Origin of the sequence: Celeribacter sp. (assembly GCF_048266405.1) — a bacterium.
GTDB lineage: Bacteria > Pseudomonadota > Alphaproteobacteria > Rhodobacterales > Rhodobacteraceae > Celeribacter.
The window spans coordinates 76,830-101,547 of record NZ_JBLWZO010000010.1 but is presented as its reverse complement, the minus strand read 5'-3'; the positions used below and the strand labels follow the sequence as shown (position 1 = coordinate 101,547).

19 protein-coding genes and 4 pseudogenes are annotated in these 24,718 nt (G+C 56.8%); 12 read left to right on the top strand and 11 right to left on the bottom strand.

Annotated features, from left to right (window positions below; translation table 11 throughout):
- The first annotated feature begins 494 nt into the window (after window positions 1-494).
- Complete coding sequence (locus tag ACN0TS_RS15395) at window positions 495-761, top strand: hypothetical protein (RefSeq protein WP_417260243.1); 267 nt, start codon at window positions 495-497, stop codon at window positions 759-761.
- 82 nt (window positions 762-843) lie between these two features.
- Here ACN0TS_RS15395 and ACN0TS_RS15390 read toward each other — a convergent pair.
- Window positions 844-1,130: pseudogene (locus ACN0TS_RS15390) on the bottom strand (transposase); the annotation flags it as partial.
- Between the two features lie 6 nt (window positions 1,131-1,136).
- Between ACN0TS_RS15390 and ACN0TS_RS15385 the strand changes: the two are divergent.
- Window positions 1,137-1,608: pseudogene (locus ACN0TS_RS15385) on the top strand (integrase core domain-containing protein); the annotation flags it as partial.
- 588 nt (window positions 1,609-2,196) lie between these two features.
- Here ACN0TS_RS15385 and ACN0TS_RS15380 read toward each other — a convergent pair.
- Both ACN0TS_RS15380 and ACN0TS_RS15375 read right to left on the bottom strand, forming a co-directional pair.
- Window positions 2,197-2,316, bottom strand: a pseudogene (locus ACN0TS_RS15380) (transposase); the annotation flags it as partial.
- Between the two features lie 130 nt (window positions 2,317-2,446).
- Window positions 2,447-3,126: pseudogene (locus ACN0TS_RS15375) on the bottom strand (GSU2403 family nucleotidyltransferase fold protein); the annotation flags it as partial.
- Window positions 3,127-3,411: 285 nt separating this feature from the next.
- On the opposite strand from ACN0TS_RS15375, the gene repA reads away from it, so the two are divergent.
- From repA to repC, 3 genes are all read left to right on the top strand, one after another.
- Entirely contained in the window at window positions 3,412-4,599 is a 1,188-nt protein-coding gene (repA, locus tag ACN0TS_RS15370; protein WP_417260242.1) for a plasmid partitioning protein RepA, read from the top strand.
- A complete protein-coding gene (repB, locus tag ACN0TS_RS15365; protein WP_417260241.1) occupies window positions 4,596-5,597 on the top strand; it encodes a plasmid partitioning protein RepB in 1,002 nt (333 codons plus the stop codon). The genes repA and repB overlap by 4 nt, the downstream gene beginning before the upstream one ends.
- 174 nt (window positions 5,598-5,771) lie before the next feature.
- The gene (repC, locus tag ACN0TS_RS15360) at window positions 5,772-7,022 is read left to right on the top strand and encodes a plasmid replication protein RepC (RefSeq protein WP_417260240.1); all 1,251 of its coding nucleotides are present in this window, start codon (window positions 5,772-5,774) and stop codon (window positions 7,020-7,022) included.
- 1,960 nt (window positions 7,023-8,982) lie between these two features.
- Here repC and ACN0TS_RS15355 read toward each other — a convergent pair.
- Complete coding sequence (locus ACN0TS_RS15355) at window positions 8,983-10,080, bottom strand: tyrosine-type recombinase/integrase (RefSeq protein ID WP_417260239.1); 1,098 nt, start codon at window positions 10,078-10,080, stop codon at window positions 8,983-8,985.
- 158 nt (window positions 10,081-10,238) lie between these two features.
- Here ACN0TS_RS15355 and ACN0TS_RS15350 point away from each other — a divergent pair, with 158 nt between their 5' ends.
- Together ACN0TS_RS15350 and scpB are read left to right on the top strand one after the other, a co-directional pair.
- The gene (locus tag ACN0TS_RS15350; protein ID WP_417260238.1) at window positions 10,239-11,123 is read left to right on the top strand and encodes a DUF1403 family protein; all 885 of its coding nucleotides are present in this window, start codon (window positions 10,239-10,241) and stop codon (window positions 11,121-11,123) included.
- Between the two features lie 2 nt (window positions 11,124-11,125).
- A complete protein-coding gene (gene scpB, locus ACN0TS_RS15345) occupies window positions 11,126-11,722 on the top strand; it encodes an SMC-Scp complex subunit ScpB (RefSeq protein ID WP_417260237.1) in 597 nt (198 codons plus the stop codon).
- Window positions 11,723-11,776: 54 nt separating this feature from the next.
- Here scpB and ACN0TS_RS15340 read toward each other — a convergent pair whose 3' ends face one another.
- From ACN0TS_RS15340 to ACN0TS_RS15310, 7 genes are all read right to left on the bottom strand, one after another.
- Window positions 11,777-12,478, bottom strand: a complete 702-nt coding sequence (locus tag ACN0TS_RS15340) for a competence protein CoiA (protein ID WP_417260236.1) — start codon at window positions 12,476-12,478, stop codon at window positions 11,777-11,779.
- A gap of 61 nt (window positions 12,479-12,539) precedes the next feature.
- Entirely contained in the window at window positions 12,540-12,923 is a 384-nt protein-coding gene (locus ACN0TS_RS15335) for a DUF6527 family protein (protein ID WP_417260235.1), read from the bottom strand.
- A 1-nt stretch (window position 12,924) separates the two neighbouring features.
- Window positions 12,925-14,319, bottom strand: a complete 1,395-nt coding sequence (locus ACN0TS_RS15330; RefSeq protein WP_417260234.1) for a ThiF family adenylyltransferase — start codon at window positions 14,317-14,319, stop codon at window positions 12,925-12,927.
- Window positions 14,316-15,167 carry a multiubiquitin domain-containing protein gene (locus tag ACN0TS_RS15325; RefSeq protein ID WP_149687265.1) on the bottom strand — a complete coding sequence of 284 codons (852 nt, stop codon included), beginning with the start codon at window positions 15,165-15,167 and terminating at the stop codon, window positions 14,316-14,318. Before ACN0TS_RS15325 ends, ACN0TS_RS15330 begins: the two co-directional genes overlap by 4 nt.
- A 69-nt stretch (window positions 15,168-15,236) precedes the next feature.
- Complete coding sequence (locus ACN0TS_RS15320; RefSeq protein WP_417260233.1) at window positions 15,237-18,644, bottom strand: UvrD-helicase domain-containing protein; 3,408 nt, start codon at window positions 18,642-18,644, stop codon at window positions 15,237-15,239.
- Complete coding sequence (locus ACN0TS_RS15315; RefSeq protein ID WP_417260232.1) at window positions 18,628-19,176, bottom strand: hypothetical protein; 549 nt, start codon at window positions 19,174-19,176, stop codon at window positions 18,628-18,630. The genes ACN0TS_RS15320 and ACN0TS_RS15315 overlap by 17 nt, the downstream gene beginning before the upstream one ends.
- Entirely contained in the window at window positions 19,166-19,972 is an 807-nt protein-coding gene (locus tag ACN0TS_RS15310; protein WP_417260231.1) for a hypothetical protein, read from the bottom strand. Before ACN0TS_RS15310 ends, ACN0TS_RS15315 begins: the two co-directional genes overlap by 11 nt.
- A 131-nt stretch (window positions 19,973-20,103) precedes the next feature.
- Here ACN0TS_RS15310 and ACN0TS_RS15305 point away from each other — a divergent pair, with 131 nt between their 5' ends.
- From ACN0TS_RS15305 to ACN0TS_RS15285, 5 genes are all read left to right on the top strand, one after another.
- Window positions 20,104-20,700, top strand: a complete 597-nt coding sequence (locus ACN0TS_RS15305) for a DUF6088 family protein (RefSeq protein ID WP_417260230.1) — start codon at window positions 20,104-20,106, stop codon at window positions 20,698-20,700.
- Window positions 20,697-21,722 (top strand): nucleotidyl transferase AbiEii/AbiGii toxin family protein, encoded by a 1,026-nt coding sequence (locus tag ACN0TS_RS15300; RefSeq protein WP_417260229.1) that lies wholly within the window; start codon window positions 20,697-20,699, stop codon window positions 21,720-21,722. Before ACN0TS_RS15305 ends, ACN0TS_RS15300 begins: the two co-directional genes overlap by 4 nt.
- A gap of 34 nt (window positions 21,723-21,756) precedes the next feature.
- Complete coding sequence (locus ACN0TS_RS15295) at window positions 21,757-22,077, top strand: hypothetical protein (protein ID WP_417260228.1); 321 nt, start codon at window positions 21,757-21,759, stop codon at window positions 22,075-22,077.
- A gap of 1,072 nt (window positions 22,078-23,149) precedes the next feature.
- On the top strand, window positions 23,150-23,488 hold the full coding sequence (locus ACN0TS_RS15290; RefSeq protein WP_065331505.1) for a DUF736 domain-containing protein: 339 nt from the start codon (window positions 23,150-23,152) through the stop codon (window positions 23,486-23,488).
- Between the two features lie 675 nt (window positions 23,489-24,163).
- Complete coding sequence (locus ACN0TS_RS15285; protein WP_417260227.1) at window positions 24,164-24,397, top strand: hypothetical protein; 234 nt, start codon at window positions 24,164-24,166, stop codon at window positions 24,395-24,397.
- Window positions 24,398-24,718: the final 321 nt, after the last annotated feature.

Sequence of the window (24,718 nt, the reverse complement as noted above, 5' to 3'; positions counted from 1 at the left end):
ACCTTTGCCAGCCACCAATCTTCGATCCTACGGCGTTCTTGAAGTGAAAGTTGCGTGTAAACCGTTCCCATGCGATAAACTCCTCATTAGATAACTCATTGTTTTCTAATAGGAGTCGCACTTCAAAGTAGCGCGCACCAGTCTACATCCTTTGTGCGCATAAGTTTTATTATGTTATAATTGTATGCCTGTGGATATCTGCGCTTTACAAACTGCAGCCCAGATATTGAATTTTACGCAACTTTGTTCGAGTGGTAAGAACTCTGCCGACCTTTAGAATACTTCCCCACCGCTGTCTCATCACCAGCGTATCATTTGAAATAGGTTTTTAGATAGCCGTCTAAAGAATCCACGGGTAGATCATCACACCATCAATAGACTATGAATGTGATTACAGGTAACGCTTTCCTCTTTTAGTTCACGGTTCCGCTTCAAAAAATGAAGGTTTTTTACGAAAAGCATTCTAATCAACCCCGCTATTGGGGTGACCCGTCTTGAGCGAGTGTACAAATACCTCGTCAGCACTTGGAGCCAAAGCTGCATTGGATGGTTTTGATTACCAAGTCGATGTTTCAGTTTTTGTCGCGCTTAAATTACTGCTTATCAGTAAATCTGCGACCCAAATTACACTAGAACCCGTAAATGATGAGGATCTGGAAGTCGATCTGGACTCTTCTGAACCTGGATTTGTTCAGGTCGACGCAAACACCGTTGGTGGGTATAAGCTGATGATACAGGTCAAGCTCCGCAACACTGGGTAATCCCCCCTAAAATTAGTGGTGATGGATTCAGGCGGTCACTGCAACACCTGCTCTAGCCTATGCGCTGGCGTCAGGAATCCCAAGGCCGGTTATTAAGATGGTTTGCGATCTCGTCCAACTGTTCCTGAGAGTAGCCGGAAAGGCAGGAACCTTTAGGGAAGTATTGGCGCAGCAAGCCATTGGTGTTTTCATTTGTTCCGCGCTGCCATGCATTGCCCGGCAGGCGATTGCATAGCAATCTGCCGAGAGGGGACTGCTTGGATCACAAAAGTAGACATCAATGTCTGTGGAGACAGTAAACTTCTGGTGTGAGGCCAATTCGGTGCCCCGATCCCACGCGAGGCTCTGCTTTAGCCTGTCGGGCAATTCAGTCATTTGGCGGTGCCAGGCAGGCCGAATGAGACGTGGTCGATGGACGTCATGGCGGATCAGCTTGCAGACGGCAGGTCGATCCGAACTCTGAACGTCTTGGACGACTTCAACCGAGAAGGCCTTTGCATTGCCCGCTGAACGCGTCGTCCGGAGCCAAATCATTGAGTGGCGCGGGAAGCCAAACATCATTCGAGTTGATAATGGTCCCGAATACATCAGTGGAAAGTTGATGGAATGGGCAGAGAAACAAGGTGTTCGGCTTGAACATATCCAACCAGGCAAACCTCAGCAGAACGCCTATATTGAGCGGTATAATCGCACTGTTCGCGGCGAATGGCTAAGCCAATACATCTTTGAAACCATTGAGGAGGCACAAGACCAGGCAACTGAATGGCTCTGGACTTACAACAACGAGCGACCCAACATGGGCATCGGCGGCATCACACCCGCCATGAAACTGAAAACAGCCGCCTGAATTCTACGGCTGGACCCCATTAAAAATGGGGGGATTACCACTGAGCCATGGTCGTTGTCGACCTTTAAAGCCTTGCTTAATCATGGCACTAAACGAAGACCAGCCAAACATCATTTGGATCATGCGAAGACGCGATATCTTCTTATTACAAGCGCCGATACGAAAGGCGAAGCACGCAACCTTGCCGTCCGCGGGTTAGAGGAGTGGCCAGAGGCTGAAACCTTTCCAAAGAGTCTTTCAAAGGTATTACCCCACACGCCGGAAGGCCGCGTTGCAATATGGGGTGCTCTAAACGAGCGGACATTGGATCTTGAGATCAAAGACATTTTGGGCGCCTTGCTCCGTGTTCCCAGCAGCCAACACGATAGTTGTCGCACCAAACTGAGAGACGAGGCCCTCTCCAGAATGCGAGGTACAGTGCCTGGCGTATGGAGGCAGGAAGACCTGTTACATGTCATTCGTGAATATAGCGGTTATCTGGCTAGTGCCCCGGCTTTGGAAGCCTTTGTCCCTCCCGCAAACGACCCCGAGAAGGAGACATCATTCGTCTGTACAGCGTCTTTTCTGCATCGCGTAACTTGGCTTTCAGTTGGAATGTGTCGCAGGACTGATCCCGGACTTGCGGCAAATCTCCGCAACCGTCGTGCCAACATTGCTTTGCTTAACGATAAACGCCTTTTGCGCGTCTGTGAATTTAGGTGCTTTCATCGCGTCCACTCCTTTTCCAGCCAGGAAAGTGGCAGTCGGAAACTCTAATTCAAAAGCGAGGACGTTTTTAGGGATCACAGCCAGCACTACACCGAGTAGAGCGTCCAAGCCCCCTACCCTTCCCTACGTGTCAGTCCACTGTCGCCAGTCGCGCTGCCGTTTCGGGCATGAGCGCGAGTGTCGTCTCGATCCGCGTGCGCCATTTCGGTTCCTGTGCGCGGGCGTGGTCCAGAGCCTCGGCAGATCGTCAGGACGATCCTGTGACAGCACGTTGATCAGGAGGGCCGCCTGCGCCCGATCCTTGCGCGATTTGGCGTGATCCGCGCCACCCCGCCGACGATCCGCCACGATCAGCTTGTGGATCGCGAAACGTTCGGGGCGCGGCACTTGAAGCAGCACGCCAGAGCGGTATAGCGCCAGCGCGGGGATCGGCTCGGCAATCAGGTAGTTCAGGTAATTGAGCCCCTGCGCCGAGACGCCGAGCGCGGGCAGCGGCTTGATCGTCTCGTCCCCGAATGCAGGCGTGAGAAACTCGACCAACGCTTCCCCGTGGCTTTGCCGCCAGCGCCATACCTGTCGGTCATTTATCGATGGAACCGGGTCGAACTTCAGCGCCTTGAGGATGTCGTTGGGCGACTCCTCGACTTGATCTTTCAGCGCCACGGAAAGCCGCTCAAAGCTGGCGAAGTCAATGTCTCCTGTTTGCGCCAGCTCGTCGCTGTCGAACCGCACCCCCAATTCTCCCTGATAGAGCGCGTAGGCCGCAGTTCCGATCAACGTGCCGCCAAGACGGAACACCCCTGCCCTGCTGCGAAATCCTCCCTGCAACGCCTGCGCCCCCGTCACAGCCATGCGCAACAGACCGGACCAGACAGTCAATGTATTCCCTTCTCCGCGCGCGACCTTGGGTTTAGTGTCTATAGTTTCCTACCCTACCAAATGTAGATTTCCCTTGCACGAATCCGATTCTTTGGGCAATAGTCACGGAAAAGAGGCGATAAACGTCAAATTCCGTGAACACGCTGTGAAGTCTCTAGCAGAAGACAGGCGGCGGGGCCACGGCAATGAGATGCCAAAACGGCGCTGTGAGGGCAGATGAGCAAGACCCCGATCCACGAAGACCTTAACGCGGTCATCCGTCACCACTCCGAGCGGTTGGCGCAACAGTTGCACGCGCAGCGCGAGAGCCTCTTCCCGCCTGACGCCAGCAAACAGATGCGCAAATTCATGTCGGGCGAGGCCGCGGCCCTGCTTGGAGTGAACGACAGCTACCTGCGCAAGCTGCATCTTGACGGCAAAGGCCCCTCCCCCGAACTCACGCCCGGCAATCGGCGCCTCTATTCGGCCTACGACATTCAGGCCCTGCGCGAGTTGCTGGAGAAAACCGCCCGCAAGCCTGGAGACTACCTGCCTGGCCGCCGAGAGGGCGACCATATGCAGATCATCGGCGTGATGAATTTCAAGGGTGGGTCGGGCAAAACCACGACCTCCGCCCACCTCGCGCAACGGCTCGCCTTGCTTGGCTATCGCGTGCTCGCCATCGACCTCGATCCGCAGGCCTCCATGACCGCGCTGCATGGTGTGCAACCCGAATTCGACCTCGTGGACGGCGGGACGCTCTATGATGCGATCCGTTACGACGACCCCGAGCCGCTGCGTTCGGTGATCCGCCCGACCTATATCCCCAATCTCGACCTGATCCCTGGCAACCTCGAACTGATGGAGTTCGAACACGACACGCCGCGCGCGTTGGCGCAGGGGAATGCGGGGCTGTTCTTCTTCCGTGTCCGCGAGGCACTGGCACAGGTGGATGACGACTACGACGTTGTGGTGATCGACTGCCCGCCGCAATTGGGCTTTCTCACCATGTCGGCGCTCTCGGCCTCGACGGGGGTGCTTGTCACCATCCACCCCGAAATGCTCGACGTGATGTCCATGTCGCAATTCCTGCGCATGACCGCTGACCTGATGGATGTGATTGCCGAAAGCGGCGCGGATATGTCCCATGACTGGATGCGCTATGTGCTGACCCGCTACGAGCCGTCGGACGCGCCGCAAAACAGGATCGTGGCCTTCCTGCGCACCATGTATGGCGAAACGGTGCTGAATGCGCCCATGCTCAAATCCACCGCGATTTCGGACGCGGGCCTGACGAAACAGACGCTGTACGAGGTCGAGCGCTCTGCGTTTACTCGTTCTACCTATGACCGCGCTATCGAAAGCCTCAATGCGGTCAATGACGAGATCGCAGCCTTGATTCAGAAAACATGGGGGCGAGAATGACGAACAGTAAGAAAAGACGCATGTCCATGCTCGATAGCCTTGCGGCTTCGGGCGCCGCTTCCCCCGCCTCTGCGCCATCAATGATGTCTAACAACCGCGCCCTGCGTTCGGCGCGGGACGCCGTGGACGGGCACCGCGTGTGGGAGCTGGACCCCGACCATATCATCGACGACCGCCTTGCCGACCGTCTCGATCCCGAGGACGTGGCCGACTTGCGCGATGCGATTGAGACCAATGGCCAGACCGTGCCGATCCTCGTGCGTCGCCATCCGAGCGAGGCCGAGCGTTACCTCCTCGTATACGGGCGCAGGCGGCTGGAAGCGATCCGCTCATCGGCCAGTGTCTCGAAGGTCCGTGCGCTTGTCGCGACCCTTGATGACAAGGCCGCGGTGAAGGCGCAGATTTCCGAAAACATGGCCCGCCGTGATCTCTCCTACATCGAAAAAGCTCTCTTCGCACAAGAGCTTATCGAAAACGACTTCGGCACGCAGGCGCAAGTAGCCGAGGTGCTGACCGTCACCAAATCCTCCATCTCCATGGCGCTTGCCATCGTTGTGGCCGTTGGCCCCGACCTCGTGCGGTCCATCGGTGCGGCGCATGGGATCGGGCGGCCCCGTTGGGACGCGCTGGCCCGTGCGATTGAGGAGACCGGCGTGGATCGTGAGCGGCTTATTCAGGTCGCCGAAGACGTCCATTCGCAGGCCGATGTGGCCGCCGTGATCGAGGGGCTGTCGTCCGATGCGACAGATGTGTCCGTTGCAGCCTTCGAAGCCGTGGCAAAGGCCGCTGGCCGCGCGTCGCGCCCCCCTGCCCCGTCACGCAGTAAGCCGCGTCCGCTGACGCTTGATGGCAAGCGCGGCGGCATCGTGAAACGGTCGGCCAAGGGTGTGTCTATCACACTTGAGAACAGTGGATTTGCCGATTGGGTCGAGCGCGAGGCGCAGGATCTGATCACCGAACTTCACCGCCGTTGGTCCACCCAACAGTGCGAAGATTAAGACCGAGCAGAGAAACAAAAAGGAGGCACGAAAGGACAAAGAAAAGGCCCCGCAAAGACAGCGCTTCACGAGACCCTAGTTTGTTTCTAGCACCTTCAAGGTAGTGTCCGGCGCCATTTTCCGCAAGTCCAAAGTGATTCGCGGAGCGGGAAAGTTTTGTCTGCGTGATGAAAAATGGACTATATCCCTGTAACGCCGTTTCGGCGAACGATAGATGCTGTCATCTTGAAACATCAGGCCCGCGCGGCCACCGACTTGCCCCCCAGTGGGGTGAACAAGTGGGAAGTTCTGCGCGAGCTTTCGGCGGCGCGTGAGCATTTCGGCCTCACTGATCGGGATATGACCGTGCTTCAGGCGCTTGTGAGTTTCTACCCCGCGACCATTCTGGGCGGGAATGACCCCTCTGCCCTCATTGTGCATCCCTCCAACGTGTCGATTTGCGAGCGACTGAATGGTATGCCCGCCTCGACCATGCGGCGGCATCTGGGGCGCCTTGTTCATGCGGGCGTGGTGATCCGCCGCGACAGCCCCAATGGCAAGCGCTATGCCCGCCGTTTCGGGGATGAGAAGGTTGTTTACGGTTTTGACCTTACACCCCTCGTCGCGCGCTTCACCGAGTTCTGTGAGGCCGCTGAGGAGGTCCGTGCTGCTGCCGAGCGGTTCAAGCGTCTACGCGAGGCTGTGAGCCTCATGCGGCGCGATCTGGCGGCTTTGAGCGTCTATGGCGAGGAAATGCGCCCTGACCTGCCCATCTGGACCCAATTCGCCGATCAGGCGGCCCTCACAGCCCGAGCGCTACGCCGCAAGTTTGAACTTTCCGATCTAGAGGCTCTGGAGGGGGAATTGCGTGCCGCGCTCGACCGCGCCCGCGATATACTCGAACCCAGTGTCTCGGGTCGAAATACAGAGAATATGAGCACCAATGACGCTCAAAGTGAGCAGCACTATCAGAATTCAAATAAAGACTCTTATGATTTTGAACTTACCCAAGAATTGGGCAAAGGCGGCGGCGTTGCGCCTGAAAACCCTGACGTGGAGATGGTTGAGAGGTCGGAGGAAGAAACGGAAAGCGCAGCAGAAGAGAACCCCACCGAGCGCCTGCCGAACCTGCCGTTAGGTTTGATCCTGCAAACCTGTCGCGAGATCCACAGCTATTCCGATGGGCCGATCCGTCATTGGCACGAGTTCACCCGCACTGCCGAGATTGTCCGCCCAATGATGGGTATTTCTCCGTCTGCGTGGGATGACGCGAAGCGGTATATGGGTGCCGCCGAAGCTGCGGTTGTTCTGGCGGCGATGCTCGAACGCGTCGTTGATATCCGTTCACCAGGTGGCTACTTGCGGAGTTTGACTGACAAAGCAGCGACTGGTGAGTTTTCGTCGGGGCCTATGGTCATGGCGCTGATGCGGCGTGATGCGGCGTGAGGTGGGTGGGTTCACAACTGTGAACTGGCCTCTTTGTTAGCCCTCCTCTCTACGGAGGCCTCGAATGCCTAACCGAGACCCCGCTTGATTACATGAGGGAAATCACTTCTTTCTCACGGTTTCAAAAAGAGCGTACCCCAGAGCGCCAGTGGCCCGCGCATTGTCATGGGAAGCTTCGTTAGAGGCCTTCTTGCGGTTGCCTTTAGGAGATGGAGAATCTGATTTTCGTTCTGTGATGGTTTCCCGCGTGAAGGAGATGTGTCCGCCCTACCCTGCCGTTCTTGCTCATCGAGAGACCTATCCGTTTGCCTAGTATAACCTTCAGTTTTGGGTCTTGTAAGTACCGTTTGTTTTTTGCAGCGTGACGGTTTGTTTTGGGGAGAATTGATGAATTCCTATACAAAATTTTTATGCCTTCGGCCACTAGGCCGGACAAAACCTTTCCGCATTGTTTCTTCGAGGGAACTGTTTACGAATGTATTTGTCGTGAACGTGGAGTGCTGTTGGAGATAGGGATTTTTGGCGTGGGCTAGGTTTTCTACCACTTTCTAATTGCGTAGGAAGTTCCCCTTCCTTGTTTCGTTGATGTGGAGGTCTGCCCTTGGCCGGTTGGTCACCACCCCTACCCTTTCGGTGTTTGGGCCTTGATGTATTCAGACGCGCTTCTGTCGTGATTGCGTCACGCCCACTCCTGTACTTTAGGTGGCTTTTGGTCTGTGTCTTTCTTTGATTTTTTTGCATTGTCTCATAGCTCCCGTCATTACGCCACTCCGTGAAGAAAAGGTTTGGCCGGCGGATTTGTGGGTGAACGGGTCAAGCAAAGTTTGTTCGAAGTTGTTTTCTTTCATACGGTCTTCGGGCAGTGGGTGGGTCTCGATTCTGTCTTGCACGATTAGGTATGACTTGGTCCCGCCCCTTCTATGTCACATCACCTTTTACCTGTGCATCATCTTCCGTGTGCTCGCTAATCTGTCTTCTCTTCGCACCAACTGAGGCCAGTGTGCTTTTTCATCTCGAATTTCGCGAAGTAATTTCTATTGTGTTATGTTCACAGCTGTGAACTTTTGGTTTGCTTTCGGGTCGCGCCACCATTTGCACACGCGCGAAGGGCTTGTGCTTTGAAGGGAGCTGTTGTGTTGGATGTAATTTTTGGGTTTGCAATGGCGAGTGAATCGCCGTTTAAGCATCACCGCTTTCCACGTTAGATTGTCCTGTATGCCGTGTGCTGGTATTCTCGATGTCAACTGTTTTACCAAGGTGTTGTCGATCTTCGGGAAGGGCGCTGCGAAAGAGTTGATCGATCGACCGTGTGTCGCGGGGTCCAGAAGTTTGCCCTTAGATACCGGGGCAGCTAGGGACTTCCTATAAAAAACGATTGAGCAGTAAAGCTTCATCCCCTGGTCTCCATCGTCACTGATAAAGCTCCGACCTATCGACAGTAAGAGGCGACCCAATCTCATCGAACGCGGTCACATCCATCATAAAAATCTAGGAGATACGGGCGATGCCGCGTTCACCGACGAACTGTTGGGCCACGCCGATGCATAAACCTGTCGCTGATTCAGGCATCTCGCGGCTGGGTCAACTAACGCGCCAGTCCCCTCTGATGCAGCAAATCGAAGGTGTAGGGCGGCGCATAGACCCCACAATCGGGCGGGTCAGGGTCGATACCTAACAATCTTTGACCTTAAGGGGGAAACAATTAAAACGACTTGCCGCATCGATTTCGCCAATTTGTTAAGGTTGAGTAATCCAGTCTCGTCGAACGTATGAATAACCCAACGAGTCTGCCACGGCTGAAAGGCATTCGCCATCTTGGCTTATTATTGGTTCGTTTCGAGCTCCGCAGATGTTGAAAACCTTCTACCTGAGCGTGATACTGAGAGGGTTGCCCCTTGAAGCCCCGGTAAACAACTTGGCAATGCTACAAAGAACAGCCGACTTACCTGGTGGCTGACACTCATAGCCCCGCCGCCTTGGTTAGGTTCACCAGGAACCGATCTCGCCTGCGTTGATAGCGACGGGTCATCTCGGCTGAGGCGTGGCCAAGTTGTTTTTGGATGTAGCGCTCATCAACTTCGGCTGAGCTGGCGAGGCCAGCGCGCAAGCTATGGCCCGAAAACAGGGCGAGCCGATCCTTTTCCGGAAGCTCCGAACGGATGCCCGCGGCCAGAACTGTCTGCTTGATTAGACGGGCGACGTGTTTGTCATTGAGGCGCGTGTCAAGCGCCTTCTTTCCATCGCGCGATGTGCGCACAAAAGCCGGCCCGAAGTCGATCTTTGCAAAATGCAGCCATTGTTCGAGGGCGTGGACCGGGCAGGTTTGTTCAGACGAGCCTCGGCCAATTTCGACCTCCCGCCAGCCGGTCTTGGCATTGAGTGTGAGCAGGACGCCTTTTTCCATGATCTCGATCCAACCACCAGACTCTATCGTGTCGTCTTTGTGGACGTCTAGGCTCACAATCTCAGATCTCCGCAACCCGCCAGCATAGCCAAGAAGCAGGATGGCGCGATCTCGCAGCCCGCGCAGGTCATAGGGCAGGGTGGTGACCATCGCGAGGATGTTCTCGGCGAGGATTGCTTCTTTCTGCACTGGCGGACGGGCGTGTTTACGTTTGATTCCGGCGAGCACTGTCGTGATGTGGCGGTTCTTGCGATCAAGGGTGAACCCGCGTTGCGTGTAGTTCCACCCGAGCCCGGAGAGACGACGTTCGATGGTCGAGACCGAGAGGGCAGGGGAGGGGCTCGACCCTGCTGCCAGATCGGCAAGATAGAGGCCGATTATCTCGGGCGAGGGCGGCAGGGGGTCTGTGCCTTTCATTCGGCACCAGCGCGCGAAATGTGCCCAATCTTTTGCGTAGGCTTTCAGCGTGTTGTCTGAGGCCGCGGCGCGCGCATAGTCTTGGGCGGTGTTCACAAGTCGATCGAGCGTGCCGGAGCCAGCGACATGAGCGGGTAGGGTGATTTCACCGTTTTTCGCTTGATCTCGCTCGACGTTGCGAGCGTCATCAAGCCTATCAGAGGGCGCTGACGTCGATTTGTCGGTCTCTGTGGCCATCTTTTCCCTGAAAAACTCTTAAATTTTGCGATTATTCTCCAGCCTATACATATATGTCCGATAAGGCAAACTTATTGGACATAATGGAGAGCGGCAGAGTGGGGCGGTTAGATCGCTATTTTCTGGAATAAAGCGCCGCGCAAGTGTAGGCTCTGGGCATGACATTTGCCCGACTGGATCAGATCAACGACTTGGACACGTTACCCCGGATGCCCGCCTGGGTCACCTCCGCGCGGCCTGAAACCCTTGAAGATGTTGCGTTTTTGTCGGGTGCGGCGCTGAACCACCTGCATCTTGTGTTGGGACACGACGAGGTCCCCCAAGCCTTGTTGCGGGACCGGCTCGCGCTGCGCGCCGCTGAGGCTTGCGTCGCGTTTTCGGGACGCCCGGAGCGGGCAGGGGAGCTTCGCGACGCCGTATACCTTTTGCGCCCGGGCGATCTTCCCGGACCGGCAGGCGAAACCTGCCTGGCCTGGCGGCGCGCGGTGGAACGGCCGCTGTCGATCAAGGCTTTGGGGCGCGCCTTGCCGAGCGTTGAGCCGGGCCAGATTGCAGCGTGGCTTGATGTGGGGAAAGGGGCGCCTGTGACCCGGGCTGCGATGGTGTTGGAGGCAGTATTGCGCGTGGCACCGCGCGCCGATGTGGCTGCGTTGATCCTCGCTGATGCGGCTCTCGCGCAGGCGCTCGGCCGGGATCATGTCGTGCCGCTGCTGGCCCTATGCCTGAAACGCGCTGACTTGCGCAAGCAGGGGGACGACGTGAGGCTCGCTTGTCACCGCGCACTCGTCTCGTCGGTGGTCGAAGCCGTGCGCCTCGCCGCAGATCTCGCGCAGCGGGCCGCGCACCTCAAAGCGGTCGCCCCGAAGCTTCGGGCGAAGGGGGCCGGCGAGGCGATCGAGATGTTCCTCACCCGTGATGCCGTGGCGCCTTCGGCTTTGCCCTTGCCGGATCGCGCCGCGCGGCGGCTCTGCGACCGGCTGGTTGACCTAGGCGCGGTGCGCGAGCTGACCGGGCGCGACACCTTCCGGCTTTACGGGGTGTAGCGATGGCGAAGGATCGCTCTGACCCCGAGCTGGATCGCGAACTGAACGACCTGCCGCCAGAGCTGCGCTGGCGGGAGTGGATGCGCCGGATCGAGGCGGTGCTCTTTGCCTCAGCTTCGCCGGTGCCGCGCGACGACTTGGCACGCGTGGTGGGGCAGGGGGCTTCGGTCGACCTTCTGGTCGAGGACCTCGCCGCAGATCTGGAAGGGCGGGCCTTCGAGATCGCCCAGGTCGCTGGTGGCTGGATATTCCGGACGCGGGCTATCTACGCCCCCGCGATCCGCGCGGCGGCAGATATCGGGGACCAATTGCTGGACCTGAGCGAATTCGACGTCGCGGTGCTGGCGGCCATCGCCTACCATCAACCGATTACACGCGACGGGCTGAAGGACATCTTCGGTAAGGAGATCAGCCGAGACCTGATCGGGCGGCTACATGCGCGCAACTTGATCGGGACCGGTCCGCGGTCTCCTCGGCGAGGGGCGCCCTACACCTTCGTGACGACAGAACAGTTCCTGATTGCCTTCGACCTGCCTTCCCTGCAGGACCTGCCGGACCGCGAGCAGATGGAGGATGCAGGTTTGTCCGCAAAGGCCTGAGGGTCTGCGGTCCCATAAAGATCTGTGTCAGTTGAACCTGATGGAAACCAAACGCTAGAACCTGGCACGAAGCCGACGGTACCGCACCGTTTGCCGAACAGGTTTGCCAAACAACACGTCCGGTATCGGAGTTCCCTTTGAAATGTTCTCGACAAGTGATCGTTTCGGATAGGCGAAACCATAGGCCCAGTCACCTTTGACTCTCCGAAGAAGCCACACCGTGTCCTCCCCAAAATCAAAGGCGACGATCACGCCGACATGGACCCATTCCTTTAGCAGCCTTGAATCGTAAACCCAGAGCTGCTCAACCAGCCCGTCCTTTGTCGGATGCTTCACGCCATCTGCTTGCGCGGCTGCAAACTGCTTGCGGTCGGTCTTACGACGCGTTCCGTCAACAACCCAAAGCATAGGGTTGTGGAACCTTGTCCGCGTTCGCGATTCTAAGGGCTTGATGTATGAGTGCTGAAACTCAACCACCAAGTCCTTGGATGTCTTAACATCTGAGATGTGAAGCTCGCCATGATCGTCGCGCGCAGCGATCTCCTGCCAATCTGTCGGGAATTGGTTCTTCCAATCCCGATGCCACTGCGTTTCGTTTTCCCACCAATGGTCGCAGTGGCGTTGTCCTTTGTGCGCCCAGTGCCAGACCATCTTGGTCCCGCATCGGGCAATGAGGTCATCGCCGCAACCAGGGCATCTGCCTTTGGCGCCTGGGCTGGCTTCAACTCGTTTGTCGTCGTCTAATGCGAACCGCATGATTATGCCCCCGATTGCTCGGGTTGCAGTTCGAGGCGCACAGGTCGCTTTGTTCGCTCGCTTAGCATTTGTGTCGTCCCGCTTTCTCTTTTGGCGTTTGCGGCCGTCCACCTTTGCACCAGTGAACCTTACCCTTCTTTACCCAGAAGTGGCACCCACAGTCGTTTTGCTGGTGCACCGACGGGTGGAGTGTGGGTCTTTGCCAGAAATCTGTGCTAATGCTCCAGCGAGGTCGACGATCTGGGTTGAGAGACAAAGCGATCCTCTCACCACAGCCGCCAGGGCAGGAGAGACAGGCCCATTTTTGGATCGCGCCGCTCTCGACCAGGACTAACTCGTCCGGTTCTGTTTCAGGCGTTTGCGGGAAGGCGTCCTGCCTGCTCACCAGATAGTCATACTTAAGTACTCCAAGCTGCCGAAGCAGGTTTGCCAATATCTTTTTCATCTCACGTCACCATGTCCAGAAAGGGCGTCATGTCCCCCCGGCCCGGAGTTTCAGTTGCATCACAACACGGGCAGCCCGGGCGCGGCGAAATCTCAGGAAAACGCTCATCGCGCGCGTGAAACCGGCGCATCCGCGTCGGTGCCATTCCGTTCGCTCCGGCGAACCCGGTGATACCGGTCAGCCATTCATTTACCGCCATGGCACCCGCCTCTGTCGTGAAGGTCACAACGGCAGGGGAGGGGTCACCCTCACCGAGCAGATAGGCTTCCTCTTTAAGTTTTTCATAAGCCTCTGGATCAGTTCGCTGCAAGGCCTCCTCGCGAGCGCGTCGCGGGTTGATGAACCCGCCGCAAAGCAGACAGGGGTGTCCGGGCACAAGGGTGGTAACCCGGGCAAACAGATCGAACGACTGAGCATCGCGACGCTGCATTGCGAGACCGACATCGATGACCGCAATGCCATAGAAACGGGCGAAGCGGTTCAGAAAGAGCCGACCGGCGTGGTCATCCGTGCAGCAGAAAATCACATCACAAGATTTCAACGCGTCCCATGTGCATGGCTCTCCGGCCCAGGCATCGATGGTTGCCAACGACATGCCAAGATTGGCCTCCGCAACTGTCCGCGCGTGAATGTCGGCCTTGGCTCGATGAGCATCAACATCCTCCTGTCGTGCGCCATGGAGTCTGTTGAGGTTTGTATCTTCAGCATGGTCCTTTTCGAAGAGGACCGCTTCGCGCACGCCAAGACGCATCAGCAAGGGCAACACTGCGCTTCCCGTAGCACCCCCTCCGGAAATGCCGCACCGAAACTGCGTGATCATTACATTGGCCTGATCGCCGAAGAGCCGGGTTTGACGGTCAAGGAAGCCCAGATTGCTGCCGTTCTCCGCGGTGAGGGTCAGGCGCGGTCCTGTGTGAAGAATACGTGCGATAGCCGTTGGCTTTTCGGCCGAGCGCCAAATCCTCACAGCAATCTCGCCGTCGCTCGCAATCAAAACGCTGATCAGTCCGGGTGCACCCTTGATCAGGGCGGTCCGCGCGAGTTCCGCCTCGTTCCGATCATCTTGTTTGGAAAAACGGGCCCGGCCCTTTGGATGGGTATGAATGATGGCGGGAACCAGACCATCGGACTTGGCGCGACCAAGCAATCGCATGAAGCTGTCGGTTTGCCACGTCACGTGGCGCTCGGAGGCTGAGACCACGTCGTCATCATCGAGATCGATGAACGCATGCGAAATTAGCCGTGTGCGAGCAGTGTCCGTCCAGGGGTCTTTCTCGATCGCCGCCGTCCCAAAAAGCATGTAGGCGGAACGCTCAGCACCGGCACCCTGCGCGAGCAGGGACCGGATACCGGCTTCGTGCGGACCAGCCAGAATAACATCCAACGGGCCCTTCATGGCCGCGCCTCGGCGAGAGCTGTTTTGATCCGTGCCACCATCGTGCGCAAACCATCAATGCCGGGCCGCCAGGCGTTGTTGTGGCGCGACCAGCGCTGCCAAACACGACCTGCAAAAGTGTGCTGCACTGTGCAGGCTTTCGGGACCTGACCGTTCGCCAGCGTCAAATGCGGAGAGGCATAAAACATGTCAGGCGCGCAATCGGGATACCCGGCTGGCAGGAGTACAAGGATATCCGCGGCTTCGACATTGAATTTGCCTTCAGGCAGCTCGAGCGACTTCAGGATGATGCCGGTCTCACGGCCTTCCTGAACGACTTCGAACTGATAGCCGTGGTCCACCAGAAACGTCTGATCAAACGAAGGAAGGGTGTCCCCCTCCGTCGTCTGATCGATGAGCGAGATGAACCGCTCCACACCCTTGGCATCGAGATTGATGACATCGCTGTCAGCAATCTTGCGGTCCTGCTGGCCCGGGATTTCCTGCCAGAGATTGTAGTTTTCCGGCAGGTCAGCAAGCTTACGCAGTACAAATCCGCTGATGCACGCGCGCGGCCATTCAAGATCCTTGTCGTCAATCTTAAACTTGAAGACACGGTCCGTCCGCGCGACCAGCACTTTCTCAGCACCGCGACCGCGCAGATCATAGCTTTCGTCGAGGCGAATGTCTTCGAAGTCCCCATTTGGCAAAATGGCGATTGCCACATGCTCATCAACAGGATGCCCATCGGCAGCTTCGATCAACTGGCGACCGAGAACCTTTGGGTCATCGAAAACGTGTTTCTTGAAGTTGAGGCCCTCATCGGCGATGAAGACCGGGAAGCGAGGATCATTTCCTTGCGATTTCATTGTGTTCGTCCTTAAGAAGTTGGCGGACGCAAACCTCATGTCTGCGCCTTCACAAGGACAATCGCGGCGTCAGGAGGAATCCGGTAAGCCTGATCCGATTTTTTTTCGGAGCGTGCCTGAGGGCGGTTCGCTGCAGATGAAGAAATATGCGCAGCGGGCGCAGCGATCGCTGCGTTTTGGGGGGAAATGCCCTTCGAGGATCGCAATTGCAGCTTGAGCGATCTTTGTTTTCCGGTTCCCCAACTTCGTACTGCTCATGGTCAATCGGTCCTGCGTCGCGCCGGTCAGGAATACGAACTCAGCCTCGCCGTGGCCTTCAGCGGCTAGTTGAAACGCTGCCGCATCTAAGGACTCGACAGCGTTCGTGGTCTTGCGTCCTGTTTTGATGCGCCGCAGTACCCTGCCAGATCCAGCAGATCCAGCATCGACTTCCTCATGTGCAGATACGACAATCTCTGCCTTACCGAATTTCAAGGGAATTGGGGTTGGTGCGCGCCGTTTTTCGCCTGTGCGGAGCAATCGGAAAAAACTCAGCAGCTCGTCTGAGATTTGACGGTACTCGGCAGCGTATCCATGATCCACCGGACCATTTTCCATCCACGCCTTATCCATGATGGCTGCGAGTTCGGCTTCGCTTGGTTCATCGTTCAAACGAGACGTCAGCTCATCGACAACGCCTTGGACTGCGTTGTGCATACGCATAAGGGGCGACTCTGCGCGACGACCGCCAACTTGCAACACATGCGCAAAGAAAAACCGCCGTGGGCACTTTTCATAGGCCGCAAGCTGAGAAGGCGATATGCGAGCGATGCCATCAACTTCCAACTTTATTCCGTTCGCTGATACCGCACCTTCAGCCGATGCCGATTGCGGAGATTCGTTCAGAACATGACCAGATATGTCATCCACGAACTTCGATCTCTTGCTGTAGGCATAAAGTATCAGTCGCTCCTCCGCTCTGGATAAAGCGACGAAAAACAAACATTGCTGCTCCTCGTCATGCCCGGACGTGAGCGCGTCACAGCCCTTAAAGGGCGCACCCTCGATCATGCCGTCAGGAGGTGCAAGTCCGCGATTTTGCTTAGCTGACAGCGGAATGGATCGGCTGGTCAATGCCGGCAAATGAAGGACTTTGAACTCAAGGCCCTTGCTGCCGTGAATGGTCATGATTCGGACAGCGTCGAGGCTTTGTGCAGCTTCAGGCAGGTCGCGTAAGTCACGTTCATCTGACACTATGACAAGGCGTCGGATGTGATCGAGAAGATCGCGAATGGGGTACCCGGATTTTTTCGGTAATGTTGATCTCAGAAAGTTCTGAAACTGCCACAGTGCAATCGCAGGATTTGCGTTGCCTGATCTTGCTCCCTTCGCAAATTCGGCGGCCAAGCGCGTCTTGTCGAGATAGAGAGTTGTAATCACGCGCCAGGCCGATGAAGTGGGTTCAAACTCCCCGAACACCTCAATCAGCCTTGAGAGGGACTTCTCACCCTCCTCGCTGATGTCGTCTAGGCCCGAAAGCGTTTGCCTCCAGTCCAAGGGCAGTGTGTTTCTAGCGGCACGAATCGCATCAACACAGGTTGAGACATCCTCAATTGCCAGTTGAAATGGGCGGAGAGACGCGACGCAGGCAAGTCCCATGGCGCGCGGATCAACCACTAGGGAAAGGACGGAAAGCGCTTGCTTGATTTCTGGTCGGTCAAAGAGGGGCCCAAGAAACAAGACCGGAATCCCCCGCGCCTCTAAACCAGCGGCGATTTCTGCCAGTCTCGCATTGCCCTTACATATTACGGCCTGATCACTGAAAGACGTGGTCTCGTTGCAGGCCTGTTTTATTCGGAAGGCGATTTCGTCTATTTCACGATCCTTGGCATCAACACCCACAAACACAGGGCTAACCCCATTAGCACCTTTAAACGCCGTGGCCTCAAAGCCTACCCCGGCAGCTGCCATGCGCGTTTGAGCGAAACCCTTGAATGTGTCGCATATTTCTTGTGATGACCTGTAATTGATATTGAGTGGGAGACTTTCGCCTCCTAAGAAATCCTCGGTCTCAAATCGATCAATGTTGTACGAGGATGCGCCTCGAAACCGGTAAATTGATTGTTTGGCATCTCCCACCACCCACAGGTTGGTGCCGTTGGGCTTCAGCGCTTTCAACAATCGCACACTGGCCCTGTTTACATCCTGATATTCGTCCACCAGAACATGGTCATAGAGTCGTTGAAGTTTCTCGCGAACATCCGCGTCACTTTCGACGAGCATTGTCGGTCGAGCGACCAGATCACCAAAATCTACTACGCCGCGTTCCGACTTCAGGCCTTCATACAGATCATAGACGGCTGAGATCTCCAGACACTTTTCTGCTGCCTCGATATCCTCCTCTGTGTCTGCGGCCTCCATCATTTGCTCGGCGAGTTTACGGTAGTGGATGTTGTCGACTACCTCATCCTTGGCCCGTGAAATGGCTGAAAGGAGAGAGCGCAGGGTATCTGTCGGATCCCAAAGTTCGTTGAAATGCTTCAAACGCAGCCGTGGGAATTCATCCTCCAACAGGGCAATGGCTTCAGTCGTATCAATCATACGTGGATCTGCGGGAAGACCCACGCGGTCATGAAACCTGCGCAGGATATCAAGCCCAAATGAATGAAAGGTCCCAATCCAAGCGGCACCAGCCGCTTCCGGCCAAACCCGCAGGGCCCGATCGGTCATCTCTCCTGCGGCCTTGTTGGAAAATGTCAGGAGCAGAATGGATTCTGGCTGCACATCACGGTCTCGAAGCACAGACAGGCGGCCAACGAGAGTCTGGGTTTTGCCTGTCCCGGGTCCCGCCTTCAGAAGAAGCGCCTTTCCGTCATGATCCGCGGCAATCTGTTGCTCGCGGTTCAATGGTTTGGGCGGGCTTGCGATATCCGGCGCTTCCTCCAACACCGGTAACAAAAGCGCATCAAATAGCTGGACCGCAACCATGTCGTAGGGGGCGCCAAGGCGCTCCGAAATCTCCTCTGCACCAATGTTGTCTTCGACATGCCATGACCAGGCCAAACTGCGCGGAAAGAGGAACTCTCGCGCAAACATGTCCATCTGGACTTCTTGGCGAGCACGGTTGCTGTAATCGACAACGCGATCCGCCCCAACTGAGGCCGGATCAGACGATCGTGCGGGATCGATGTTCATGGTTGGCTGGACATCAATGCCCCCGCCAAATTCATCATGACCTATCTCATGGGCAACAAGAAACGCATTTAAGAACTCAATGCCCGTATCCTCATGCAGGATGACTTTGGCTCTCGGCTGCAAGAGCGCCCGTCCACCTTTGAGCTGCGGATGGTCAGGAGCGAGCTTGCGGACTTCGTAATCCCGAGCTTCTGCCTCTTGAAGAGCAAACGAATAGGGCTGGGTTGGATCGCCTCCCTTGCTCCTACGCTCAGTATGAAGACGCGAGGCGCATCGACGAACGGCTTCAATCCGATCCATCATCTGCAAGCAACTCTTGCAATGCGCGTTGCTCCTCCTCGGTCAATCCAGCCTGGTTTACATAATCTTCGAATTCGATGGCCGGTTGCCCTTCAGGTTTCACATCAGATTTCATCGCAACGGCCTGTTGATCGCCAATTTGCATACCGCTAATGACATCCTGCAGTCTCACATCCAACAGTTTCGCAAGCTTATTTAGGAGAGAAATCGGCATCGAACCGATATGGACTACACTTGCTTGCAACCCCATGAGGAAACTCCGCGGCAAACCCAACGACTTTGAGAGTTCACGAACGTCGGCACCGTACAGTGCTTGCTCGACCTTCTGAACCCGCAAGACGCTGGTCGTCATAGCCTTGGTCTCAAGCGGAAGACTTGCCTCGACCGCTTCCATGTCGCTCATTGTCAGCTCGTGGAACAGATCCAGAAGTTCGTCTGCAAATTCAGGGTACTTTTTCAAATAGGTTTTCAGCACGGCAGGCGACATTTCAGGCTCAATCGTGAAGTCGCTGAGGACATCTTCTCTATTGGTCATCATTGTCCTCCAGTTTGAGTGCACGTCTGATCTTTTCAAACGCACGATCACGCCTGTTTCGTATGGTTTTTTCGACGCAGCCGAGCAGCTGGGTCATTGAAGGCTCACCGTCTTTGTTTGTCTCAATGGGAAATTCTGCGAGCATCAAATCGATCACCTTTCGTTCTTCCTCGGATAAGGCGTCAATCGCGCGACGTATGCGAAACCGGTAATCAAAATCTTCTTCTTTTGTCAGGCTTGGCTTTTTGTATCGCTCAAGCGCCTCTTCGACTTCCTCGCGGATGTCCTCACTGCCATCGTGGTGCACAACGGATTCGGTGGCATTTTCCCGACCACTTACCTGCCGGAATTTGTCTATGCGGACGGAGCGAACGGCCCGGTCAAAAAACACCTCATATGCGTCAAGCTGTTCGACGTAGTCCCGCCGGTCCTCAAACATGAGCTCTGTCACACGTTCTATTATTTTGTCGCGGATCTCGGCTACGCGAAAATCCTCGACATCCTTATCGCCGCGTCGGCTGTTGGGCCGGGGACAGGCGGCTTCAATCCGATCCAACAAAATGTTGTAAAGTGCCACAAACAGGCCATCTGCATTGTCGGTCTTGGTTTGTCTCAGGTGATAGAGCAGCACTTCGGAAGGCACGTAGTCGGCGTGCCGCCGATCTCGCATCGCAGCTTTGTCCAGGAGTTCATCAAAGGGCCAATCAAGGCTCAAGCGGATAAACGCACTAATCTCATCCCGTCGGGTATAGAGCTTTCCGCTTACTGTTCGTTTTCTGAGGGGTTCAATGCACATATCAAGTTCATAACTGTCTTAAATCAATTCGTTAAGCTGGCTTCTCCAGCACGCTCCCTTCGTTGTTTTAGGTGCTTTTACCTTGAAAGCTGTCAGAAACCAAGCTATATATCCGACACTTGGAGGCGAACATGCAAACCACATCTCAAGCGATCAAGGCCTATGCTGAAGCGCTGCCGGAGGGTGCGACCCTGTCGGCGCGGGAGTTGTTGCACCTCGGAGAGCGTGCGGCGGTCGATCAGGCGCTGTCTCGGTTGGTGCGGCGTGGGGAGCTTCTGCGTGTGAGGAGAGGATTGTTCGCCTTGCCCATGAAAACCCGCTTCGGGAACCGGGCACCCTCGGTTGAGGCCGTGGTTGAGCACATTGCGAAATCAACAGGTGAGCGCGTGTCGCAAAGCGGAGCGTCGGCAGCGAACCTACTCGGCATTTCGACGCAGAATCCATCCCGTCAAGTTTTTTGGACCTCCGGGCCGAGCCGTCATCTAAAGCTCGGAGCGCAAAGCGTCGAGCTTAAACATGTGCCGAGCTGGCAGCTTCGTGCGCCCAACAGCCGTGCCGGACACGCCTTTCGGGCGCTCGCCTATTTCGGTAAGTCTGAAGCTGCCCAGGCTTTGAGGCGTATAAAGGCGACGTTGAACGAAGAGGAGCAGCGAGAGCTTCTGAGCCTTCGCGCCTCTGCGCCGACCTGGATGGCAAAGGAACTTAGCGCGCTTGCGTCATTGCAATGACCGAAAGCCAAACCTATTTTTCGCTGTCGCGCGAAGACAAGATCGACGCGCTGGAAGTGGCCGCCTCGAAACTGGGGCGGCCCGCGGACCTTTTGGAAAAGGACATCTGGGTCGTTTGGGTCCTAAACGCCTTGTTCGATAGTGATCTTGGCGAACACTTGGTGTTCAAGGGCGGAACGTCGCTTTCGAAGGTCTACAAGGCGATCGACCGGTTTTCAGAAGATGTCGATCTGACATATGATATCCGGCAGATCATTCCCGATCTTATCAAGGACCCAGACGATCCATATCCGCCAAGCCGCTCGCAAGCTCAGAAATGGACCGAAGCCGTTCGGGATCGCTTGGGCGAGTGGGTGGCGTCAAAAGTGGCCCCCATTTTGTCGGACGAGGTCAAGGCAGCGGCGCTCCCGGCAGAAATCCGGGTAGAAGGTGACAAGATCTATCTGAACTACGACGCGGTGCGCAGCGGCAGCGGATATGTTCGATCCTCGGTCTTGTTGGAATTTGGCGCCAGGTCCACAGGTGAACCGGCGCAGCGTCACGAAGTGGTTTGCGACCTCTCTGGGGCGCTACCTGAATTGTTTACGCCCGTTGCCATGCCTCGTGTGATGATGGCCGAACGGACGTTTTGGGAGAAGGCGACAGCTATCCATGCCTATTGCCTGCGAGGCACGTTTCGAGGCGGCGACCGCTATGCGCGTCACTGGTACGATCTTGATCGTCTGCAGGCTGTGGGTATCGCTGCACGGGCGCTGGAGGATAAGACGCTTGCTCAAGATGTTGCGAAGCACAAACAGCACTTTTTTCGCGAAACCGATCGTGCGGGCGCGACGATTAACTATGCCGATGCCGTCTCAGGGTCGCTTTGCCTGATCCCAGAAGGGGTGGCCCTTGAGGCGCTGGCCCAAGACTACCAGAAAATGCAGGAAGCAGGGCTACTTCAGTCAGGCGCCATCGCTTTCGATGACCTAATGGCTCGTCTGATGGTTCTTCAAGATCAGGCCAATAACCGAGCTGAATGAAGGAGACGGATTTGGTGATGGGCGTGAATCCTTTATGACGTCTAACATTGTCGCGCCGATTGAAGACATCAAAGAAACGCATCGAGCTTTGGCTGTTTTGCGGGCGCTCGAGCGGGCTCCGTGCTACCGAACGCATGAACTCGTCCTTTTGGATTGGCTCCGAGTAATTGCGCTTGCAGCCACACGAGACGAACTCACTTCGACCGCCTGCTCACTGGAGACCTTCGGCTTGGTGCGGCTGGGCCAATACGACGATAATCGGGTGCTCGAGCTGACTGAGCGCGGTCAAGATGTTGCGTTGGGCCGCGCCACTGGGGAGGGCGTTTTGCGGCCGGGGCCGGACTGCCCTTACTGATCCACTGCCGATGCCTCATGCACGTGTAGTCCTCTGATCTGAAGGCTGTGCAATTGCGGACAGGGTCGGCTCAGTTCTTTGCAACATGTCGGACATACAGCGGCAAAGGCCTAGCTCGAAGCACTACCGTCGATCCGCAGGAACTCCACCGGCGGTTCACCCAGTTTCCTTCGCGGCCAACCGAGTCCTTCGTGTGATGGTTAGGTCTTGATGAATTTGGCCCCTCCTGCTTTTTGGTCAGGACCGCGCCCTACTCGGTCGGCTGCACGCAGCCGCCCTCCCCGAGCTGAAACGTCGCCTCTCCCTGCGACGTGCCGCTGTCCGGGCAGTCTCCTCCGGAGCCAACCCGGCCAGCCGTCGCATGGTCGTGATAACGCTTAATCTCGGCCGTTCCGGTTTCGGTCACTGGGGCGGGCGTGTGACATCAGTGATCACGTATCTCGCGTCTCGACCGGTGTTGGTCCTCGCTTTGCCGGACACGCAGCTCCGCGCCGCGATCATGTGTAGCAAACGATGTCCGACGACGGCCGGATTGCATTGGCCGCAGCTGGCATAAGGCCGGTGATGGTTGTGATGCGCAAATCGCAATTTATCGGGCTGCCGTAGAGGGTCCGTTCAAAGCCTGGGTAAAATGCACCAATTGCAGCTGCCTTGACGGTCCGCTTGAAATCGCTCAGCCAGATAGCCCTGCGCTCAACCAGTTTGCCTAGGGATGCTAGCCGTCGCGATACGTTGGGCAGTGCTCGGCAAAGCTCTGACCCGTCCGGGTGCGGATCGGGGCAAGACGAAAGAGAAGACACTGCCCCCCGCAGCATCTCCTTCGGCTGTTCCCCTGCTTCCTTCGCGGCCCCCGCACTTCTCCTTTTGTCTGAGTTGCATGACATGTTGGTCGCAGCTGTCGTCCCGTCCACAAAGGTTGTCACCGATCTTTTTCCCCTGACCCTGCGGGCCATTCCTCGCGGATCAAAAAGACCGTCGCCTGCCCCTCTCCGCTGCGCTTCGCCTTCGGTGTGGCCAAGCCTTGGCCAGCTGCAAGGTGACCATCATTGCAACGCAAACAAGGAGAAGAGCAATGACCACGAACTGCATCAAATTCACCAGCACCGACATCGAAACAGCCAAGGGCGTCGGCTCCATCTCGACCCTGACCTTCGACCTCGACATCACGGTCGAACCTGTCGCGAGCACGAACCCGATGGCCCCCACGCACCGCGTCCTCGGCCGCTCCCCGCGCGGCAAACTGGTCGAGTGCGGCGGCATCTGGAAGAAGCAGAACAAGGAGACCGGCGCCGACTACTACACGCTGACCATCCGCGACCATGGCTTCAACGCCAACCTTGGCAAGGCCGCGAACCAGGACGATCTGTCCCTGCAGGCCGTCATCCCCTGGGGTCCCAAAGACGCCGCCTAAGCCAACAGCCAGACCGCTCCGGCGGTCTGGCTTTTTCGCTTCGGGGAACTAGCCCACGGCCAGCGAAATATCGGTTTCCGAAGGATGCCGAATATTTTGGAAGCGGACGCAGAGGCGGATAGTCAGACTGGAGATGTCGCAGTTGCGGCTTTGATCTTTCTGCTCTGTGACAACGCGGATCGCGGGAACCCGAGGCTGAACCGAAAGTCAGCAGGGAAAACTGGGAGCCCAGTTAGCGAGGCAAGCGCACTCCTTCTCTCAGTCGAGCAACCCGTGCCTGGGCCGTCTTGGCGAAGCTCCCTGGGGCGGCGAACTCGCCCTTTGCCGCAGGCAACGAAATCGCAAATCAACGTCATGCATCCCGGGGCAACGTCTCACGTCAGGGTCACCGCCGCGCGCCTTTCCGTCGACCTGTTGGCCTGTCAGATCGCTAGCCCGGGGTCGAGCGGTCGGCAACGCCAGGGGCAGGTTTCTGGACGGCTGGTTCTTTACGCTGAATAGCCTCGAAACACGCTGCCTCTCGCCTGCGGCTCGAACGCGTGTTTCGAACATCTTTGGTCTTTTGAAAACGTAAAGCACCGTGACGCCTTGAGCGCTGCGGGGCATCGCTCACAACAAACCTGCTCCTGGCGTGCTCCATTTTATTCCGCCCCGTGCCGGGTGCAGCCCGCTCTCATGCCCCCGGCCTTTTCCACGATCCGTCCAACGACGATCAACGGAAAGGATCACACCATGACACTCGAACAATCCATCGACCTCGCCGAGCTGCAAGCCGACATGGCCTTCGAGGCCTACCTCGCCGCCTTCGATGAAGACGCCCATCCCGAGACCCTCGACAGCCTCGAGACCGAGGCGCTGATCGCCCGCATCCGCTACGACGACCTGCGCTCTCCGGGACTGGGTCACTGACCCAGACACCCCCTTGCGGGTCTTCGAATCCGCAGGGGTCTGAAACTGTTTCTTTGAAGCATCGTGAAGCCCTCTGAGTGTTTGCCCCGCGCCATCCCGCGCGGGCCACCTTCGTGTTCCTGGCGCCCGATCCGTGACCGGCCCGGGCGCTTGGGTTGCTCGTCGTCGCGTGCTGTTTGAGCGTAAATTTCGGAAGCTTTTTCGACCTGGTTGTCCTGCATCGATGAGGGCGGGACCGGTTCAATATCGCGCCGCGACGCGGGGTCTTGATGGCGTCCAATGACTGCAAAAATACACGACACGCAAAACGTAATATTGCGC

Bases quoted from the DNA above. Each gene is read 5' to 3' on its own strand.
- repA (WP_417260242.1), top strand. From the start codon at position 3,412: ATGAGCAAGACCCCGATCCACGAAGACCTTAACGCGGTCATCCGTCAC.
- repB (WP_417260241.1), top strand. From the start codon at position 4,596: ATGACGAACAGTAAGAAAAGACGCATGTCCATGCTCGATAGCCTTGCG.
- repC (WP_417260240.1), top strand. From the start codon at position 5,772: ATGGACTATATCCCTGTAACGCCGTTTCGGCGAACGATAGATGCTGTC.
- ACN0TS_RS15355 (WP_417260239.1), bottom strand. From the start codon at position 10,080: ATGGCCACAGAGACCGACAAATCGACGTCAGCGCCCTCTGATAGGCTT.
- ACN0TS_RS15350 (WP_417260238.1), top strand. From the start codon at position 10,239: ATGACATTTGCCCGACTGGATCAGATCAACGACTTGGACACGTTACCC.
- scpB (WP_417260237.1), top strand. From the start codon at position 11,126: ATGGCGAAGGATCGCTCTGACCCCGAGCTGGATCGCGAACTGAACGAC.
- ACN0TS_RS15340 (WP_417260236.1), bottom strand. From the start codon at position 12,478: ATGCGGTTCGCATTAGACGACGACAAACGAGTTGAAGCCAGCCCAGGC.
- ACN0TS_RS15335 (WP_417260235.1), bottom strand. From the start codon at position 12,923: ATGAAAAAGATATTGGCAAACCTGCTTCGGCAGCTTGGAGTACTTAAG.
- ACN0TS_RS15330 (WP_417260234.1), bottom strand. From the start codon at position 14,319: ATGAAGGGCCCGTTGGATGTTATTCTGGCTGGTCCGCACGAAGCCGGT.
- ACN0TS_RS15325 (WP_149687265.1), bottom strand. From the start codon at position 15,167: ATGAAATCGCAAGGAAATGATCCTCGCTTCCCGGTCTTCATCGCCGAT.
- ACN0TS_RS15320 (WP_417260233.1), bottom strand. From the start codon at position 18,644: ATGATGGATCGGATTGAAGCCGTTCGTCGATGCGCCTCGCGTCTTCAT.
- ACN0TS_RS15315 (WP_417260232.1), bottom strand. From the start codon at position 19,176: ATGACCAATAGAGAAGATGTCCTCAGCGACTTCACGATTGAGCCTGAA.
- ACN0TS_RS15310 (WP_417260231.1), bottom strand. From the start codon at position 19,972: ATGTGCATTGAACCCCTCAGAAAACGAACAGTAAGCGGAAAGCTCTAT.
- ACN0TS_RS15305 (WP_417260230.1), top strand. From the start codon at position 20,104: ATGCAAACCACATCTCAAGCGATCAAGGCCTATGCTGAAGCGCTGCCG.
- ACN0TS_RS15300 (WP_417260229.1), top strand. From the start codon at position 20,697: ATGACCGAAAGCCAAACCTATTTTTCGCTGTCGCGCGAAGACAAGATC.
- ACN0TS_RS15295 (WP_417260228.1), top strand. From the start codon at position 21,757: ATGACGTCTAACATTGTCGCGCCGATTGAAGACATCAAAGAAACGCAT.
- ACN0TS_RS15290 (WP_065331505.1), top strand. From the start codon at position 23,150: ATGACCACGAACTGCATCAAATTCACCAGCACCGACATCGAAACAGCC.
- ACN0TS_RS15285 (WP_417260227.1), top strand. From the start codon at position 24,164: ATGCCCCCGGCCTTTTCCACGATCCGTCCAACGACGATCAACGGAAAG.